Origin of the sequence: Saccharopolyspora sp. NPDC002686 (genome assembly GCF_040295745.1) — a bacterium.
GTDB classification, from domain to species: Bacteria; Actinomycetota; Actinomycetes; order Mycobacteriales; family Pseudonocardiaceae; genus Saccharopolyspora; species Saccharopolyspora oryzae.
On sequence record NZ_JBEOVY010000151.1, the window covers coordinates 1 to 17,310 of the forward strand.

Here is a 17,310-nt window from a genome sequence, read left to right on the forward strand (position 1 = left end):
GCCGTGTCCGCCCTGGATTCCGGGCGGGCACGGCTCTTTCACGTTCGACGATCACTCGATCGAGATGTATCTGAAACGGCCCCTCGCTCCTCTTTATTACAGGGGGTTCTTCGGACGTCAGGAGATCGGGATGAGCGTGCTGCCCGCGTCGTTCGCCGTGCTGGCCGCCACCGGCCTGGCGGCGATGGCGTTCGCGCCGTTCGTCGCCGCCGAGCACCGGCGGCACGGCGAGCTCCGCGCGGGCGTCGCGCTGCTGCGCTTCGCCGCCCTGCTCTACGCGGTCGGTCTGGCCAGCTACGTGTTGCTGCCCTTCGCCGACGACCAGATCTGCTTCGAGCCGCAGTGGCAGCCCTTCGCGAGTTTCCGCAGCGTGCTGATGGTGGAGCAGTTCGCCTGCAACATCGCGCTGTTCGTCCCGCTCGGTGCGCTGCTGCGCCGCGGACCGGCCGCGGCTGCGCTGGTCGGAGCCGCCGTCTCGGTGTTCGTCGAGCTGACCCAGCTCACCGGGATGTGGTTCCTGCACCCGTGCCCGTACCGGGTGTTCGACGTCGACGACATCATCGCCAACACCACCGGTGCAGCGCTCGGCGGTCTGCTCGCACCGCTGCTGCGCCGCGTGCCCACCGCCGCCCGCGATCGACCAGCGACACCGCGCCTGGTGACCGCACCGCGCCGGCTGCTGGGCATGGCCTGCGACCTGCTCCTGCTCTGGTGGCTGGGCGTCGCCTGCGCTCGCGGCGCCGAGCTCGTGCTCTGGCTGACCGGCACCTCCCCCGGCGCCTGGTGGGAAGCGTCGGCGCTGTGGTTCGCGCCCGCCGTGGTGCTGCTGATCCCGATGCTGCTCGGCGGCAGTTCGCTCGGCCAGCACGCGGTCTGCCTGCGCGCCCGCGCGCCCACCCGGCCGAAGGCCGCCGCGCTGCTGCGCTGGGCGCTCGGCATCGGCGGACTCGCCGCAGCTCAAGGCACGTGCACGGTCGTGCTCGGTGCACCGGATGCAGTGCTGGGGATGCTGTGGTGCACGGCGCACGCGTGCGGTGTGACGGTCACCCGAGATCATCGCGGAATCACCGGCCTGGTGGCCGGGTTGCAAGTGATCGACGCCAGACGAAGCCAGCGCGCCCCGACCGCGGCCCGCTCGACCTGAGGCAGGATGGACCAGTGCGGCATTACGACCTAGTGATCATCGGTTCCGGTTCCGGCAACTCGATCCTCGACGACCGGTTCGCCGACTGGGACGTCGCCATCGTCGAGAAGGGCATCGGCCCCAACGACGCCTACGGCGGCACCTGCCTGAACGTCGGCTGCATCCCGACGAAGATGTTCGTGCACACCGCGGACATCGCCGGCGCCCCCGGCAGCGGCAGGAAGCTCGGCGTCGACCTGGAGCTGCAGGGCGTGCGCTGGGCCGAGATCCGGGACCGGATCTTCGGCCGGATCGACCCGATCTCCGCGGGCGGTCGCCGCTACCGCGCCGAGGAGAACGAGAACGTCACCCTGTACCAGGGCCAGGCCCGGTTCACCGGCGTCAAGCAGCTGACCGTGCAGACCGCGGGCGGTCCGGAGACGATCACCGCGGACCGGTTCGTGGTGGCCGCCGGCGGGCGCCCGGCGATCCCGGAGATCCCCGGCCTCGACCAGGTCGACTTCCACACCAGCGACACCGTGATGCGGCTCGACCGGCTGCCCCGCCGGATGATCATCATGGGCACCGGGTTCATCGGCGCCGAGTTCGCGCACGTGTTCTCCGCGCTCGGCGTCGAGGTCACCATGATCGGCCGCTCCGGCCGGGTGCTGCGCAGCGAGGACACCGACGTCTCGGCCCGGTTCACCGAGATCGCCGACCGGAGCTGGGACCTGCGGCTCCACCGCAAGGAGATCTCCGTCGAGCAGGACGGCGAACTGGTCCGCCTGCACCTGGAGGGCCCGGACGGCGCCGAAGCGGTCGAGGCCGAAGCACTGCTGATCGCGGTCGGCCGGGTGCCCAACACCGACCTGCTCGACGCCGCCGGCGGCGGTCTGGAGCTCACCGACGGCGGCAAGATCAAGGTCGACGCGACCCAGCGGACCTCGGTCGACGGCGTGTGGGCGCTGGGCGACATCAGCTCCGACTACGAGCTCAAGCACGTCGCCAACCACGAGATGCGCGTCGTGCAGCACAACCTGCTGCACCCGGCGGAACCGATCGAGTCCGACCACCGGTTCGTCCCGCACGCGGTGTTCTCCTCGCCGCAGATCGCCTCGGTCGGCCTGACCGAGCAGCAGGCGCAGGAGCGCGGCGTCGAGTACGTGACCTCCACCCAGGACTACGCGGGCATCGCCTACGGCTGGGCGATGGAGGACACCACCGGCTTCGCCAAGCTGCTCGCCGACCCGAACACCGGGCAGCTGCTCGGCGCGCACATCATCGGCCCGCAGGCGCCGACGCTGATCCAGCCGCTGATCCAGGCGATGGAGTTCGGGCTGGACGCCCGCCGCATGGCCCGCGGCCAGTACTGGATCCACCCGGGCATGCCCGAACTGGTGGAGAACGCGCTGCTCAACCTGCCGCTGAACTGATCATCCGGACGCACCGCGCGGATTCCGCCACCCGCGTGGTGTGTCCGGCATCATCTTGATCCGTTCCAGAAGCGGGAGTGTGCTGTAGCGAAAGTTGTGCTCTGGCCCTGGGGGTGCAACTCGATCCTGTGGCGCCGAACGAAGGAGTACCCCCGTGCTTCACGAACGTCTCGAGCCGGTCTACGACAACGTGGTCCAGCGCAACCGCGGCGAAACCGAGTTCCACCAGGCCGTCCGCGAGGTGCTGGAGAGCATCGGACCGGTTATCGACAAGCACCCCGAGTACGCCGAGCAGAAGATCATCGAGCGGATCTGCGAGCCGGAGCGCCAGATCACCTTCCGGGTGCCGTGGGAGGACGACAGCGGCGAGGTGCACATCAACCGCGGCTTCCGGGTCGAGTTCAACAGCGCGCTCGGACCGTACAAGGGCGGCCTGCGCTTCCACCCGTCGGTGTACCAGGGCATCGTGAAGTTCCTCGGCTTCGAGCAGATCTTCAAGAACGCCCTCACCGGGCTGCCCATCGGCGGCGGCAAGGGCGGCGCCGACTTCGACCCCAAGGGCCGCTCGGACCGCGAGATCATGCGGTTCTGCCAGAGCTTCATGACCGAGCTGCACCGGCACATCGGCGAGTACACCGACGTGCCGGCCGGTGACATCGGCGTCGGCGGCCGCGAGGTCGGCTACCTGTTCGGCCAGTACAAGCGGATCACCAACCGCTACGAGTCCGGCGTGCTGACCGGCAAGCACCTGTCCTTCGGCGGCGCCCGCGTCCGCACCGAGGCGACCGGCTACGGCTGCGCCTTCTTCGTGCAGGAGATGCTGGCGGCGCGCGGCGAGTCCTTCGAGGGCAAGCAGGTCGTGGTCTCCGGCTCCGGCAACGTCGCGATCTACACGATGGAGAAGGTCCACCAGCTCGGCGGCACCGTGGTCGCCTGCTCGGACTCCTCCGGTTACGTGCACGACGAGAACGGCATCGACGTCGAGCTGGTCAAGCAGCTCAAGGAGGTCGAGCGGACCCGGATCAGCGCCTACGTGGAGCGGCGGCCGGGCGCGAAGTTCGTCGCCGACCGCAGCGTCTGGGAGGTTCCCTGCCAGGTCGCGATGCCCTCGGCCACCCAGAACGAGCTCGACGCCGACGACGCCGCGACCCTGATCGCCAACGGCTGCGTCGCGGTCGGCGAGGGCGCGAACATGCCGACCACCCCGGACGCGGTGCGCAGCTTCCAGGAGGCGGGCGTCGCCTTCGGCCCCGGCAAGGCGGCGAACGCTGGTGGCGTGGCGACCTCGGCGCTGGAGATGCAGCAGAACGCGTCCCGCGCGAGCTGGAGCTTCGAGTTCACCGAGCAGCGCCTCGAGCAGATCATGAAGGACGTCCACGCCCGCTGCTACGCCACGGCGGAGGAGTACGGCATGCCCGGCAACTACGTCGCCGGAGCCAACATCAACGGCTTCACCAACGTCGCAGACGCCATGCTCCGCCTCGGCTTGATCTGACGCCATTGCCTTTCTGACGAGCCAGTTCGAACCCCGAAGGGCCCCTCCTGCCACTGGTAGGAGGGGCCCTTCGGGGTTCGGGGGTCAGACGTGGCGGGGGCGGCCCGCGATGACTCCGAAGACCGACTGGATCGCGACGATCGCCACCAGGACCGTCAGCGAGGCCGACCACGCGCCGGTCACGTCGTGCAGGACGCCGAACAGGAACGGCCCGAACGACGCGATCAGGTAGCCGATGCTCTGCGACATCGCCGACAGCGAGCCGGTGTCGGCGGCGTTGGCCGCGCGCAGCGAGATGAGCACCAGCGCCAGCGGGAACGCGCTCATGCCGATGCCGATCAGCAGCGCCCACACCACCGGCATGGTCAGCGGCGCGAGCAGCAGCCCGAGCAGGCCGGTGATGGTCAGCGCCGCCAGCCCGATCGCCCAGCCGGACTGGCTGCGCGTCTTGGTCACCAGCGGCGGCAGGATCATGTTGATCGGCACGCCGACCAGCAGCAACAGGCCGAGCAGCATGCCCGCGGTGGTGCCGTCGATCCCGACGCCCTTGAACACCTCGGGCAGCCAGCCCATCACGACGTAGGCGACCAGCGACTGCAGCGCGAAGTACCCGGTGATCACCCACGCCAGCGGGCTGCGCATCAGCGAGCGCCGCGGCCCGGACGACGCCGTCACCTGGCGCCCCGACGAGCGGCGCGCGGTCGCCGGAACCCACACGCACAGCGCGGCCAGCGCCACCACCGCCCAGGTCGCCAGCGCGAGCCGCCAGCTGCCGGTGGCCGAGTTCAGGTACGGCGTCAGCGCAGATCCGGTCGAGCCGCCGGCGGCCATCGCCGTCGTGTAGAGCGCGGTCGCCATCCCGACGCGGGTCGGGAACGACTCCTTGACCACCACCGGGATCAGCACGTTGCACATCGCGATCGCCGCGCACACCAGCACGGTCCCGCCGAGCACGGTCCACGTGCCGCCGACGGTCCGCAGCAGCATCGCGGCGGTCAGCACGGCCAGCGAGAGGCCGACGACCTTGTTGATGCCCATCCGCCGCGCCAGCAGCGGAGCACCGATGCCCGCCACGCCGAAGCACAGCGTGGGCACGGACGTCACGATGCTCGCCCAGGTGCTGGACGCGCCGAGCGAGTCCCGCACCTCACCGAGCACCGACGCCAGGCTCGTGACCGCGGGGCGCATGTTCGCCGCCGCGAGGGCCACACCGGCGAGCAGCAGGCCGCCGCCGGCCACCGCGAGGTGCCGGTTCGGTTCGACCGTTTCCGCGGCACCGTCGTTCTCGCGCGTGAGCGCGTCCGGGTGCACGTCGGCGGGGCGTCGGGTGGCATCCTGATCAGCCACGTGGTCGGGGGCAGGCTGGGTTCGTGACTCGGTGGACATCACGGACTAGTATGTCAAACGTAGGATGTTTGAACGAAAGGACCTGTCAGTGCCTTTGGTCACCGCCAAGCGGACCGGGCTGGTCGATCAGGTCATCGCCCAGATCCGCGAACTCGTGACGTCCGGGGAATGGCCGCTGGGCGAGAAGATCCCGCCGGAGGCCGAGCTGGTGGCAGCCCTCGGCGTCGGGCGCAACACCGTCCGCGAAGCGGTGCGCGCGCTCTCCCACGCGGGGTTGCTCGAGGTCCGGCAGGGCGATGGCACGTTCGTGCGCGCGACCAACGAGATCTCCGGCGCCGTCCGCAAGCTGTGCGGACCCGAGCTGCAGCAGGTCCTGGAGGTGCGGCGAGCGCTGGAGGTCGAGGGCGCGCGGCTGGCCGCCCGGGCGCGCACCGAGGACGACCTGCGGGAGATGTCGGACTGCCTCAGCCAGCGGGACGCCGCCGTGCAGCACCGGGACAGCGCAGCGGTCATCACCACCGACGCCGAGTTCCACCGGCGCCTGGTCGCGGCCTCGCACAACCCGGTGCTGATCTCGCTCTACGCCGGGATCCACGAGGCGGTGACCTCCAGCGTGGCGACCACCTTCAACCCGGAGATCCCGCCGGAGCAGCACGTCTCGCACACGGCACTGCTCACCGCGGTGCGCGACGGCGACCCGCGGCGAGCAGCGGAAGAAGCGGGCGGCTTCCTGGACGAGCTGCTCGCCCAGATGAGCCCAGAGAATCTGTCGGCGAAGCCGTCCGCGCCTGAGTAAGCGGCGGCAGCCGCTTGGGCCACCCCAGCAAAGCAACCACTGGCGGGTTCTGAGTGGTTTCCTGGCGAGGACGGCCCCTCCGCCTTGTATTGGGCATACATCAGGAGGGCACCCGCAGTCCAGGGAAGCACTCAGGTTCCGCTAAGCGACCACCCGAGCAAGACGACCACCAACAGGCATTCAGGCCGAGGGGTCCGGCCAGTAGTCGGTCCCGACGTCGAAGGCCTCCGCACCGGCGGGCACGACCCAGGAAGCTGCGATCACGCCGGCGGCGAAGCCGCCACCTGATCGGCCTTGCGCCGGCACCAGCTGGACCGACGGCGCGCCGAACCGGGTGATCACGATTTCCTCCCCGGACTCGGCGCGGTCCAGGAGCTCGACCAACCGCTCGCGGGCTTCGTCAACGCTGAACTCGGCAGCCATGCCGACGACGTTACCCGCGTCACACCGGAAAGGCCCGGATCCGCCGCGGTGTCAGTTCAGACCGTGGCGCACCGTCGGCAGCCCGGCGGGCACTCCCCCGTCCAGCAACCGGCGCAGGGCATCGGTGTCCAGGTGCTTCTCCACCAGGTCGCCGAGCAGGTCGAGCTGTCCGGCGCGGATGTCGGCGAACACCGTGTCGTCGGCCGGTTCGAAGCCGTCCCGCCCAGCGCGCCGCGCCGCCCAGCGCAGGAACGCGCGCCGGAAGGCGTCGTTCTCGAACAGCCCGTGCCAGTGCGTGCCGAGCACGGATTCGGCGATCCCGCCCTCCGGCTGCCCGTCCGACGTGGTGACCAGCGGCTCGAGGTCGCCGCGGCGGCGAGGTGCGCCGTGGTGGATCTCGTAGCCCGAAACAGGTTCGCCGAACGCGTTCCCGCTGGGCCTCGCCAGCGTTTTCCGGGTCTCGAACTCGATCTCCACGTCCAGCAGCCCGAGTCCGTCGACCGCGCCGGAGCCCGATTCGACCTCGTCGTGGATGCGCCGGGTCAGCATCTGGAAGCCGCCGCAGATCCCGGCCACCGGCAGCCCCGCGCGGGCGTGCGCGAGGATCGCGTCGGCCAGTCCGCTGCTGCGCAGCCAGGCCAGATCGGCGACGGTGGACTTGGATCCGGGCAGCACCACCAGGTCCGCGTCGGCCAGCCGGGAGGGCTCGGTGACGAACCGGACCGAAACTCCCGGCTCGGCGGCCAGCGCTTCGACGTCCGTGGCGTTGGAGATCCGCGGCAACCGCGGGACCGCGACCCGCAACCACTGCTCACCGCGCGGAGGAGCAGGCCGTCCGACCACCCCGTCCGCGGCGTAGGACAGCGAGTCCTCGGCGTCCAGCCACAGGTCCTCGGCCCACGGCAGCACACCGTGCACCGGACGTCCGGTCAACGCCCGCAGCTGGTCCAGCCCGGGTTCCAGCAGCGCCGGATCCCCCCGGAACTTGTTGATCAGGAACCCGCCGATCAGCGCCTGATCGGCCGCGTCCAGCAGCGCGAGAGTGCCGAAGAGCTGCGCGAACACGCCACCCCGGTCGATGTCGCCGACCACCAGCGCCGGCAATCCAGCGGCCTGCGCCAGCCCCATGTTCGCGATGTCGTTGGCCCGCAGGTTGATCTCGGCGGGCGAACCGGCCCCCTCGCAGATGACGTGGTCGAACTCGGCCCGCAGTTCCTCCAATGTGGACACGACGGTGTCCAGCAGCGCGGCCTTGCGAGCCCGGTACGACATCGCGGTCACCTCACCGGAAACCCGCCCGAGCACGACGACCTGCGAACTGCGATCGCTACCCGGCTTGAGCAGCACGGGGTTGAACCGCACGGAGGGCTCGAGCCCGCACGCCGCGGCCTGCACGGCCTGAGCCCGCCCGATCTCGCCGCCATCAGCGGTGACGACGGAGTTGTTGGACATGTTCTGCGCCTTGAACGGAGCAACCCGAGCCCCGCTCCGGGCCAACCACCGGCAAATCCCAGCGGTGACAACGCTCTTCCCGGCATCAGAAGTGGTCCCAGCCACCAACAACGCATTCACGAGTATTTCCTACCTGATCGCCCCAATTGCCCGCGCAAATGTCCGCGAAGTCGCATAATTCCGGAAGCACTCCTCTACCCTTCCCGCAACGCCCGGGCACGTCGAGTAGGGGAACGATGCATCCAGACGATTGGCTGACCCAGTACAACACCAAGCTGCAGCAGCTCAAGGAGGACACCGACCGCGCGAAGTCGGAACTGTCGCAACTCGGCGCCACCACGACGTCCCGCGACGGCCAGATCACGGTCCGGGTCAACAGCAGCGGTGCGCTGGAGGACATCGAGTTCAGCCGCGACTTCCCGCACCCCAAGCCCGACCAGGTCGCGGCGACGATCATGGAATGCGTCCGCCAGGCCCAGCGCCAGGCAGCGGGCCAGATGGTCGAGGTCATGCAGCAGTTCGTCGGTGACGGCACGGCGCTGGACTTCGTCAAGAGCAGCCTCCCGCACGGTTACACCGGCGACGGGACCGACCCGGACGAGGCTCCGAAGCGCCCGGCCCAACCCGACGAGGACGACGACTACGACAACGGCGGGAGCTTCCTGCGATGAGCGACGGCTTCAAGGCCGACGTGCCGGTGATCAAGGAGCACAGCAACCAGGTCCAGGGCTTCGCCGACCGCGTGAACGCAGCGCACGGCGCAGCTCAAACGACGATGGACAGCAACGCCTTCGGCATCTTCGGCCAATTCCTGGCGATGCAGTGCACCGCCCAGGGCGAAATCACCAAATCCGCCATCGAGACCGGCGGAAAAGCGCTGGAAGCGATCAAAACCGCGCTGGACGAGACCGCAGCCGAGTACGAGCGGACCGACCAGGAGAACAGCGACTTCATCAAGGGGGTGACCGTTGAGTTCGGAAAGTGATCTCGTCGTAACGGCCGACGAATCCTCGGAGGAATCCGAGGCGAAGGGGACCGCCAACCCCGCCAGCGGTGCCGGCGGCGTCGAGAACGTCATCGGCACCGTCCAGTCGATCCAGAACGGCGACTGGGACTCCGCAGGTCTGAACGCCCTCGGCGTCGGCGTCGATGCGGTGGGCCTCGCCGCGGATCCGCTCGCCACCCTGGCCAGCTGGGGTGTCGGCTGGCTGATGGAGAACGTCTCATTCCTGCGGGAGCCGTTCGACGCGCTGATGGGCAACCCGGATGCCATCAGCGGCATGGCGAGCACCTGGGAGAACATCGGCAAGGAACTCAAGGAAACCGGCAAGGAGTACGGCCAATCCGCGGCGGGCACCACTGCGTGGGAGGGCAAGGCCGGAGACGCCTACCGCACCCTCGGCGAGGACACCGCCAAGACCATCGACGCGCTCGGTGAGGCCTGCAACGGCATGAAGGCCGCCGTGGACGGCGCGGGGGTCGTGGTCGGGGCCGTGCGCGGAATCGTCCGCGACCTCATCGCCGGGGCCATCGGCGAGATCATCTCCATCGTCCTCAAGTGGGGTGCCGCGGCCGTGGCCACCGCGGGCATCGCCGCTGGCGGGATGATCGCCGAAGCCGTCCAGACCGCGATCACCTGGGCGGGCAAGATCAAGGGCTGGATGGACAAGCTCGCCGACGTCCTGAAGAACCTGTCCAACGTCCTGAACAAGCTCGGCTCCGCCGGGCAGTCGCTCAAGACGAAGGTCGACGACTTCTTCAGCGGCCTCGCCAACGCGCCGAGCGCCAGCGTCGTCAACCCCAACGCCCAGAAGGCCGTCACCGGTCAAGGCGTGAAGGAGCTCGGGGAGGGCCTGCAGGGCTCGACGACCGGTCGGCTCAAAGACGCCTGGGCAGGTTTCAAGGCGGGCGGCGCCGAGTACAAGCCGTGGGCGCAGGGCGACCTCCTGCAGAAGCCGACCATCGACATGGGCCCGGACGGCGGTCGCGCGAAGACCACCTACGAGGTGGCCAAGGGTGCGGCCGCGCTGGACGACGGCAAGGACCTCGCCGCGGAGAACCAAGAGGAACAGAAGTAGGCGGTCGGAGTGTGGAAGTCGGACAACATCGCCATCCGGCTGGCGAAGATGCTCGGCGGATTCGTCGTCGTGGCCATCATCGTCCTGTCGTGGTTGACGATCGTCTTCTCGTTCCCGGAGAAGCACGACCGCCCGAACGGCACGGCCTACGTGCAGTCCTGCGAGGACACCGGGCCGATCACGCGCCGCGGCTTCGGGCACAACTGGAGCTGCACGGCCACGATCCGGGACGACAAGACGGGGAACACCTGGACCCAGACCCTGGACATGAACTTCTTCTCACCCGATGACATCGGCAAGGAGAAGCGGCTGACCTGGGGTTACGGCGGCGGCCGCAGCAACATCAACACGGAGAAGCGGACGTACACCCCGGCGGAGGGCTACTCCACCGGTTTCACCACGACGATCTCCGTCGTTTCGTTCATCGTCCTGCTGCCGCCCGCGCTCTGGATGTTGGCCACATCCGTCATGTGGAGCTTCTCCCAGGCCGAGCAGCGCAAGTTCTGGGAGAAGATCCACGGCACCCCGGAAGAACGAGCCGCGAAGAAGCGGAAGGAACTGGCGGAGCGCGAAGCCCGCCAGGCGTCGCGGCAGCGGTACGCCGCGATCAAGGAAGCCCGCCGCAAGGCGAAGGAAGAACGCCGGTCCAGCCGCTAGCGGACCAGCTGGAACTGCCCGGGTGCGCCACCGTTCGGTGGCCCACCCGGGCAGTTCCGGTTCAAGCCGAGGAGGACGAGCGCTCCTCCCCCGACGATCAGGGCAGCGTCAAGATCTCGTTGCCGTCTTCGGTGATCAGGATCGTGTGCTCGAACTGGGCCGTCCAGCTCTTGTCCTTGGTGGTGACCGTCCAGCCGTCGTCCCACATGTCGTACTCGTGGGTGCCGAGGGTGATCATCGGCTCGATGGTGAAGGTCATGCCCGGTTCGAGGACGGTCTGCACCGACGGCTCGTCGTAGTGCAGGATCACCAGTCCGCTGTGGAAGGAGCGGCCGATGCCGTGGCCGGTGAAGTCGCGGACCACGCCGTAGCCGAAGCGCTTGGCGTAGGACTCGATGACGCGGCCGATCACGTTGAGCTGACGGCCGGGCTTGGCCGCCTTGATGCCGCGCATCAGGGCCTCGTGGGTGCGCTCGACCAGCAGGCGCACCTCTTCGGAGACCTCGCCCGCCATGAAGGTCGCGTTGGTGTCGCCGTGCACGCCGCCGACGAAGCCGGTCACGTCGACGTTGACGATGTCGCCTTCCTCGATGACCGTCGAGTCCGGGATGCCGTGGCAGATCACCTCGTTGAGCGAGGTGCAGGAGGACTTGGGGAAGCCCCGGTAGCCGAGCGTCGACGGGTACACCCCGTGGTCGCAGAAGAACTCGTGCACGACCGCGTCGACCTGGTCGGTGGTCGCGCCGGGCTGCACCGCCTTGCCCGCTTCGACCAGCGCCTGCGCGGCGAGCTTGCCAGCGACCCGCATCGCTTCGATGACCTCGGGCGGCTGCACGTCGGGGTCGGTGCCGCGCTTGGGGGCCGGCTTGTCGACGTACTCGGGACGCTCGATGTGCGCGGGGACTGGGCGGCGCGGCGTCTGCACGCCTGGCTGCAACGGAGCTCGAACCGGCATGTCCCCCACTCTAACCGCGCTGCTGGCGCCGAACTCCGGGCGGTGACCGCCGGATCACCCGCTCCGGCGGTGCGGCTGGGGCTGCCCGGTCAGTTCGCGCCTGGTGATGCGGTGGCCAGTCCCGCTTCCTCCGCCGCGGCCAGCAGGGCCGGGTCGTAGGAGAGATAGGCCACCAGGCCGTCCTTGATCTTGCAGGCCGAGGCCAGGTGGATCGCGTCGACCGGACCGACCCCGGCCTGCAGCTCGCTCGCCGCGTCCAGCACGTCCTGCTTGACCGGCAGGTGGTCGATCTTGGAGATGATGATCGAGGCCAGGTCCACCGCGTGCGGGCCGATCTCGCGGAAGGTCCGCAGCACGTCGACCTTGGACAGCGCGCTGGTGACCCTGGGGTGCTCCCAGCGCTCGCGCACCCACTGGCTCAGCGCTTTGCTCTCCGGTTCGGGGGCGATGAGCTTGATCAGCGCGGAGGAATCGAAGTAGATCAAAACCGCTCCTGTTCACGTCTGCGCAGCAGCCGGTCGGAGACGCTCGGGGTCGGCGCCGCGGGCAACGGGTCGGGCAGCTCGCCGCCATCGCCGGGCACCAGCTCCCCGGCCGCGACGAGCTCGTCGTACAGGGCTTGGTCACGAGTGGGCGGAGCGAGCACCGCGACGGTGCGGCCCCGGTCGGTGACCAGGATCGACTCGCCGGCGGCGACTCGTCTCAGGTACCGGCTGGCGTTCTGCCGCAGTTCGCGCACGCCGATCCGCTCCATGCGCTACAAAGTAGCACGTCGATCACCACCGGTGATCACCCGAACACGTGAAGCGATCTCAGCACCTGCTTTTGATCTTTTGCTTTGATTCGCCGCCAGGCGAATAGCCCACCCTCGCAACCGGCACCGCCGCGGGTTCTCAGCGTTCGCCTGGCGAGGACGGCCTGACCGCCGTGTATTGGCATACATAAAGTCGGGCACCCGGAGTCCAGGCGGGCGCTGAGGTTCCGCCACCCGCACCGCCACGCAAAACGACCACCGGAGACGGGATTCTCAGCTCGCCGCGAGGAACCGCTTGGCCGCGTCGACCGCTGGGACGGACTTGCCCGCGTCGGTGACCAGCACCGCGAACGCCAGGTCGCCGCGGTAGCCGACGAACCAGCCGTGCGAGTGGGTGCCGTCGCCGAACTGGGCGGTCCCGGTCTTGCCCCGCACCTCACCGGAGTTGGCCAGCCCGGTCGCGGTGCCCTCGGTGACGACCTCGCGCATCATGCTCCGGAGCTGGTCGAGGGCCTGCGGCGACGGCGGCTGCGGGGTGTCGCTGGCCTTGGTCGGCATGCCCTCGATCAGCGTGGGCACCGGCATCCGGCCGTTGGCCACCGACGCGGTCACCAGCGCCATGCCGAACGGGCTGGCCAGCACCGTGCCCTGGCCGATGCCGTTCTCCGCGCGCTGCACCACGCTGTCGCCCGGCGGCACCTTGCCGGTGATGGTCGTCGCGCCCGGCATGTCGAAGTCCACGCCGAGGCCGTACTGGTGCGCGGTGTCGGTCAGCGCCTGCGCGGGCAGGTCGACCGCGAGCTGCGCGAACGTGGTGTTGCAGGACTTGGCGAAGGCCATGTGCAGCGGCACCCTGCCGAGGTCGAACTCGTCGTCGTTGGGCAGCACCCGGCCGTCGAAGACCTTCTTGCCGGGGCAGTCCACCGGGGTGTCGCGGTTGACCTTGCCCGCTTCCAGCCCGGCGGTCGCGGTGACCATCTTGAACGTCGAGCCGGGCGGGTACTGCCCGGACAGCGCCACCGGCCCTTCCGCGTCGGCGGCGGCGTTCTGCGCGACCGCGAGCACCTCACCGCTGGAGGGCTGCACGGCGACCAGCATCGACGCCTGCGGGATCTGGTCGATCGCCTGCTCGGCGGCCCGTTGGGTGCGGTCGCCGAGGGTCACGGTCATCGGCGGGACCGGTTTCTCGGCGACGCTGTGCAGCTCGGCGGCCTCGTTGCCCGCCTGGTCGACCGCGACGACCCGCCAACCCGCGTTGGCCTCGACCTGCTCGTCGGCCTTGCGGGCCACCCCCGCCAGCACCTGCGAGGCGTAGCCGCGGTCGCTGGCCACCAGCCGCGTCTTCGCCGGGAAGCTCACCCCGGGCAGCTCGTAGATCTGCGACTTGACCTTCTCGTAGTCGCCCTGCCGGAGGGTGACCACCGCGTACGGCTGGTCCTTCGGCGTCTTGCCGACGCCGTCCATGATCGTTTGCTGGGTGATCTCCGGTTCGATGGTGCTCAGCGCGCTCGCCAGCGAGGCGGCCACCTTCGGCACGTCCCCGGCGTCCTTCGCGGTCAGGCTGACCGTGACCAGCTGCTCCGGTCGCATCACCTCGGTGCCGTCGCGGTCGCGCACCGGCGCCGGGTCGGGGCGCTGCTCGCGGAACGCCAGGCTCTGGCCCGGCCCGAGCTTCGGGTGCAGCGCGCTCGGCGCCCAGCGGACCTTCCAGCCCTGCTCGCCCTCGACCAGCCCGAACTCGCCGGGGTACTCCCAGACCTTGCCCGCGCCGAAGTCCCAGGACATGTCGAACTTCGCGGTCGGCACGCCCTGCGGATCGTCGGCGACGCCCTGGACCGTCGCGTGCGCGGCCTGCGGGGACAGGTTGCGGTGCAGCGCCTCGAGCGCCTGCTTCGCCTGCCCGGGGTTGTCGGTCTGGTCGGCCGCACCCGCCGCGTCGCCGGCCGCCACGGCGTTCACGAAGGACGTGGCGACGTCCTCCTCGGACGGCCCGGTGCTGCAGGACGCCAACGGCACCAGCAGCAGAGCGGCGAGCCCGGCGAAGATCCGCGTGGAAACCATGTCCGCGAGTATGCCGAAACCCCCTGAAAGGTCCACCCTCTTTTCCACCGGGCTCCGAGGTGGGGATCAGGTCCGGATCGGGCACCAACGACGCCGGTCAAAGGCGTCCGGCGCGCAGATGTCGATCATGTCCGGACGGTCGCCGGGGACGGCCTCCGGCGGTCGGGGCGGTGAAAGATCCCACGATCTTCACCCCATCGTGTTCACCGCTCCACAGTGGACAAACCGCAGGTCAGAGCAGGACCGTGCTGAACGAGCCGATGCGGCGGAAGCCGACCTTCTCGTAGGCCAGCCGCGCGGCGACGTTGTAGTCGTTGACGTACAGGCTCGCGGTCCGACCGAGGCCGCGCACCAAGCGGTCGGCGACCGCAGCAGTACCCGCGGTGCCCAGCCCGGTGCTGCGCCGATCCGGGTGCACCCAGACGCCCTGGATCTGGCCGACGGTCCGCGACAGCGCGCCGATCTCGGCCTTGAACACGACTTCGCCGTCCTCGAAGCGGGCGAACGCCCGGCCGCTGTTGATCAGGTCCGCCACCCGCGCCCGGTAGCTCGCCGCCCCGCCGTCGCTGCACGGGTCCACGCCCACCTCTTCGGTGAACATCGCGATCGCCGCGGGCAGGTAGGTCTCCAGCTCGTTCAGCCGGACCTGGCGCACCAGCGGGTCCGGCACGACGTGCGGCGCCTCCGCCAGCACCATCAGCGGCTGGTCGGCGCGGATCTCCCGCGCCGGTCCCCACTGCGCGGCGACCTCGTCCCACAGCGCCAGCACCTGCTCGGACGGACCGACCAGCGAGGAGCACATCCGGCGGCGGCGCAGCGCCCGGTCGGCGAAAGCGCGCATCGCGTCCGGTCCGCCGCGCAGCGGGATCAGGTTCGCGCCCGAGAAGCACATGCCGGTCAGCTTGCTGCCGTAACCCCAGAGCTCACCGCCGAGGCGCAGCGGGTGGACGCCCGCCTCCTCGACGCGCGCGGCGACCATGCAGGCCGCGACCGGAGCGGAGTCCAGCACGGAACGGACCAGCACCGAGTCCCGTTCCTCCAACAGCCGTGCACCGGCGAGCTTGAGCACCCGCCAAGACTGCCAGAAACGCGGGCTGCGCAACTCCCCTGGCGGCGGGGCACCACACCCGTAGATCTCGCGCTCACCCATTCGGACTAGCCCGGTGGGCGGAAAAGCTCGACACCTGGTCGTCCTGACGCGCGGCACTCATGACGCAGCCGATCGGCCGCCCCCGAACCGGGGACGGCCGATCTCGCGAACTCAACCGACCGAGACGGTCGGAGCGTCACCGTCGACGGGCTCCATGTCCTCGGCGATGCGCATGGCCTCTTCGATCAGCGTCTCGACGATCTTGTGCTCGGGCACGGTCTTGATGACCTCGCCCTTGACGAAGATCTGGCCCTTGCCGTTGCCCGACGCCACGCCCAGGTCCGCCTCGCGGGCCTCGCCCGGCCCGTTGACGACGCAGCCCATCACCGCGACGCGCAGCGGGACCTCCATGCCCTCCAGGCCGGCGGTCACCTCGTCGGCGAGCTTGTAGACGTCGACCTGCGCGCGACCGCAGGACGGGCAGGAGACGATCTCCAGCTTGCGCGGGCGCAGGTTCAGCGACTGCAGGATCTGCGCGCCGACCTTGATCTCCTCCACCGGCGGCGCGGACAGCGAGACCCGGATGGTGTCGCCGATGCCCTGCCGCAGCAGCGCGCCGAAGGCGACCGCGGACTTGATCGTGCCCTGGAACGCCGGACCGGCCTCGGTCACACCGAGGTGCAGCGGGTAGTCGCACTGCTCGGCCAGGATCTCGTAGGCGCGCACCATCACGACCGGGTCGTTGTGCTTCACCGAGATCTTCAGGTCGTGGAAGTCGTGCTCGGCGAACAGGCTCGCCTCCCACAGCGCCGACTCGGCCAGCGCCTCCGGGGTGGCCTTGCCGTGCTTCTGCATCAGCCGCGGGTCCAGCGAGCCGGCGTTGACGCCGATCCGGATCGGCGTGCCGTGGTCCTTGGCGGCCTGCGCGATCTCCTTGACCTTGTCGTCGAACTTCTTGATGTTGCCCGGGTTCACCCGCACCGCGGCGCAGCCGGCCTCGATCGCCGCGAAGACGTACTTCGGCTGGAAGTGGATGTCGGCGATGACGGGGATCTTGGACTTCTGCGCGATCGCGGGCAGCGCCTCGGCGTCGTCCGCGCTCGGGCAGGCCACCCGCACGATGTCGCAGCCGGCCGCGGTGAGCTCCGCGATCTGCTGCAGCGTGCTGTTGATGTCCGCGGTGACGGTCGTGGTCATGCTCTGCACGGAGATGGGGGACTCGCTGCCCACTCCGACCGCCCCGACCTGCAACTGCCTGGTCTTGCGCCGCTCCGCGAGCACCGGAGCAGGGGCCGCGGGCATGCCCAGATCGACGGTCATCGAAACCTCTCCACCTCTTCTGGTGTTCTTCCGGCGGCTGCCACCGCCTGCGCACCACGATACCGGCGAGCCTTCATCCGGCTGGACGTCGTGGGGGGTACGCCAGATCACGTTGGGTGATCGTTTCGGTCGGGCAAGGCCGCGTTCAGCCTAGCGACACCCCTCGCTCGTCACCTGTTCGCGCAAGTCCGGGGGCCTCCGACCGAAACTCGATCACCCCCGCTGAGCGACCATCTGCCCCGCCGCACGCGCTCGCCCATCCGGGCCCAATCGCCCCCCGGACGCGAAAAAGGTCCCGTGAGTCTTTTGGGCCGTCATAGCAGCCC

The 17,310-nt window shown here is 69.7% G+C and carries 17 protein-coding genes; 8 read left to right on the forward strand and 9 right to left on the reverse strand.

The window, feature by feature from the left end; translation table 11 throughout:
• The first annotated feature begins 130 nt into the window (after window positions 1–130).
• The 3 genes from ABTZ89_RS20380 to gdhA all read left to right on the forward strand — a co-directional run bounded on the left by ABTZ89_RS20380 (window position 131) and on the right by gdhA (window position 4,051).
• The gene (locus ABTZ89_RS20380) at window positions 131–1,144 is read left to right on the forward strand and encodes a VanZ family protein (protein ID WP_351046911.1); all 1,014 of its coding nucleotides are present in this window, start codon (window positions 131–133) and stop codon (window positions 1,142–1,144) included.
• Window positions 1,145–1,158: 14 nt separating this feature from the next.
• On the forward strand, window positions 1,159–2,556 hold the full coding sequence (locus ABTZ89_RS20385; protein ID WP_270952450.1) for a mycothione reductase: 1,398 nt from the start codon (window positions 1,159–1,161) through the stop codon (window positions 2,554–2,556).
• 154 nt (window positions 2,557–2,710) lie between these two features.
• On the forward strand, window positions 2,711–4,051 hold the full coding sequence (gene gdhA / locus ABTZ89_RS20390; RefSeq protein ID WP_270952449.1) for an NADP-specific glutamate dehydrogenase: 1,341 nt from the start codon (window positions 2,711–2,713) through the stop codon (window positions 4,049–4,051).
• A gap of 84 nt (window positions 4,052–4,135) precedes the next feature.
• Here the strand turns inward: gdhA and ABTZ89_RS20395 are convergent, their stop codons facing one another.
• Window positions 4,136–5,398 carry a CynX/NimT family MFS transporter gene (locus ABTZ89_RS20395; protein WP_351046916.1) on the reverse strand — a complete coding sequence of 421 codons (1,263 nt, stop codon included), beginning with the start codon at window positions 5,396–5,398 and terminating at the stop codon, window positions 4,136–4,138.
• 88 nt (window positions 5,399–5,486) lie between these two features.
• Between ABTZ89_RS20395 and ABTZ89_RS20400 the strand changes: the two genes are divergently transcribed.
• Window positions 5,487–6,194: a FadR/GntR family transcriptional regulator gene (locus ABTZ89_RS20400; protein ID WP_351046919.1), complete on the forward strand. Its 708-nt coding sequence runs from the start codon at window positions 5,487–5,489 to the stop codon at window positions 6,192–6,194.
• A gap of 180 nt (window positions 6,195–6,374) precedes the next feature.
• Here ABTZ89_RS20400 and ABTZ89_RS20405 read toward each other — a convergent pair whose 3' ends face one another.
• Both ABTZ89_RS20405 and ABTZ89_RS20410 read right to left on the reverse strand, forming a co-directional pair.
• The gene (locus ABTZ89_RS20405) at window positions 6,375–6,617 is read right to left on the reverse strand and encodes a type II toxin-antitoxin system Phd/YefM family antitoxin (protein WP_270952446.1); all 243 of its coding nucleotides are present in this window, start codon (window positions 6,615–6,617) and stop codon (window positions 6,375–6,377) included.
• Between the two features lie 51 nt (window positions 6,618–6,668).
• The gene (locus ABTZ89_RS20410; protein WP_351046922.1) at window positions 6,669–8,189 is read right to left on the reverse strand and encodes a cobyric acid synthase; all 1,521 of its coding nucleotides are present in this window, start codon (window positions 8,187–8,189) and stop codon (window positions 6,669–6,671) included.
• A 116-nt stretch (window positions 8,190–8,305) separates the two neighbouring features.
• On the opposite strand from ABTZ89_RS20410, the gene ABTZ89_RS20415 reads away from it, so the two are divergent.
• Genes ABTZ89_RS20415 through ABTZ89_RS20430 form a run of 4 tightly spaced genes read left to right on the forward strand, consistent with a single transcriptional unit; the run spans window position 8,306 to window position 10,804 of the window.
• Window positions 8,306–8,740 (forward strand): YbaB/EbfC family nucleoid-associated protein, encoded by a 435-nt coding sequence (locus ABTZ89_RS20415; RefSeq protein ID WP_270952442.1) that lies wholly within the window; start codon window positions 8,306–8,308, stop codon window positions 8,738–8,740.
• Complete coding sequence (locus ABTZ89_RS20420; protein ID WP_351046926.1) at window positions 8,737–9,054, forward strand: type VII secretion target; 318 nt, start codon at window positions 8,737–8,739, stop codon at window positions 9,052–9,054. The genes ABTZ89_RS20415 and ABTZ89_RS20420 overlap by 4 nt, the downstream gene beginning before the upstream one ends.
• Window positions 9,038–10,147 (forward strand): WXG100 family type VII secretion target, encoded by a 1,110-nt coding sequence (locus ABTZ89_RS20425; protein ID WP_351046929.1) that lies wholly within the window; start codon window positions 9,038–9,040, stop codon window positions 10,145–10,147. The genes ABTZ89_RS20420 and ABTZ89_RS20425 overlap by 17 nt, the downstream gene beginning before the upstream one ends.
• Before the next feature lie 9 nt (window positions 10,148–10,156).
• Window positions 10,157–10,804, forward strand: a complete 648-nt coding sequence (locus tag ABTZ89_RS20430; RefSeq protein ID WP_351046932.1) for a DUF6346 domain-containing protein — start codon at window positions 10,157–10,159, stop codon at window positions 10,802–10,804.
• Window positions 10,805–10,901: 97 nt separating this feature from the next.
• On the opposite strand, the gene map is transcribed toward ABTZ89_RS20430, so the two are convergent.
• From map to ispG, 6 genes are all read right to left on the reverse strand, one after another.
• Complete coding sequence (map, locus tag ABTZ89_RS20435; RefSeq protein WP_270952437.1) at window positions 10,902–11,759, reverse strand: type I methionyl aminopeptidase; 858 nt, start codon at window positions 11,757–11,759, stop codon at window positions 10,902–10,904.
• Window positions 11,760–11,848: 89 nt separating this feature from the next.
• Window positions 11,849–12,244, reverse strand: a complete 396-nt coding sequence (locus ABTZ89_RS20440) for a type II toxin-antitoxin system VapC family toxin (RefSeq protein ID WP_270952435.1) — start codon at window positions 12,242–12,244, stop codon at window positions 11,849–11,851.
• Entirely contained in the window at window positions 12,241–12,513 is a 273-nt protein-coding gene (locus ABTZ89_RS20445) for a type II toxin-antitoxin system Phd/YefM family antitoxin (RefSeq protein WP_270952434.1), read from the reverse strand. Before ABTZ89_RS20445 ends, ABTZ89_RS20440 begins: the two co-directional genes overlap by 4 nt.
• A 273-nt stretch (window positions 12,514–12,786) precedes the next feature.
• Window positions 12,787–14,574 (reverse strand): penicillin-binding transpeptidase domain-containing protein, encoded by a 1,788-nt coding sequence (locus ABTZ89_RS20450; protein ID WP_270952432.1) that lies wholly within the window; start codon window positions 14,572–14,574, stop codon window positions 12,787–12,789.
• 232 nt (window positions 14,575–14,806) lie between these two features.
• The gene (locus ABTZ89_RS20455) at window positions 14,807–15,643 is read right to left on the reverse strand and encodes a GNAT family N-acetyltransferase (RefSeq protein ID WP_270952476.1); all 837 of its coding nucleotides are present in this window, start codon (window positions 15,641–15,643) and stop codon (window positions 14,807–14,809) included.
• 192 nt (window positions 15,644–15,835) lie between these two features.
• Window positions 15,836–16,984 carry a flavodoxin-dependent (E)-4-hydroxy-3-methylbut-2-enyl-diphosphate synthase gene (ispG, locus tag ABTZ89_RS20460; RefSeq protein WP_270952430.1) on the reverse strand — a complete coding sequence of 383 codons (1,149 nt, stop codon included), beginning with the start codon at window positions 16,982–16,984 and terminating at the stop codon, window positions 15,836–15,838.
• Between the last annotated feature and the right edge of the window lie 326 nt (window positions 16,985–17,310).

What these genes read in the sequence shown, in the direction of transcription:
- map (WP_270952437.1), bottom strand. Translation starts at nt 11,759, where the DNA reads ATGCCGGTTCGAGCTCCGTTGCAGCCAGGCGTGCAGACGCCGCGCCGC.
- ispG (WP_270952430.1), bottom strand. Translation starts at nt 16,984, where the DNA reads ATGACCGTCGATCTGGGCATGCCCGCGGCCCCTGCTCCGGTGCTCGCG.
- ABTZ89_RS20445 (WP_270952434.1), bottom strand. Translation starts at nt 12,513, where the DNA reads ATGGAGCGGATCGGCGTGCGCGAACTGCGGCAGAACGCCAGCCGGTAC.
- ABTZ89_RS20415 (WP_270952442.1), top strand. Translation starts at nt 8,306, where the DNA reads ATGCATCCAGACGATTGGCTGACCCAGTACAACACCAAGCTGCAGCAG.
- ABTZ89_RS20405 (WP_270952446.1), bottom strand. Translation starts at nt 6,617, where the DNA reads ATGGCTGCCGAGTTCAGCGTTGACGAAGCCCGCGAGCGGTTGGTCGAG.
- ABTZ89_RS20450 (WP_270952432.1), bottom strand. Translation starts at nt 14,574, where the DNA reads ATGGTTTCCACGCGGATCTTCGCCGGGCTCGCCGCTCTGCTGCTGGTG.
- ABTZ89_RS20380 (WP_351046911.1), top strand. Translation starts at nt 131, where the DNA reads ATGAGCGTGCTGCCCGCGTCGTTCGCCGTGCTGGCCGCCACCGGCCTG.
- ABTZ89_RS20420 (WP_351046926.1), top strand. Translation starts at nt 8,737, where the DNA reads ATGAGCGACGGCTTCAAGGCCGACGTGCCGGTGATCAAGGAGCACAGC.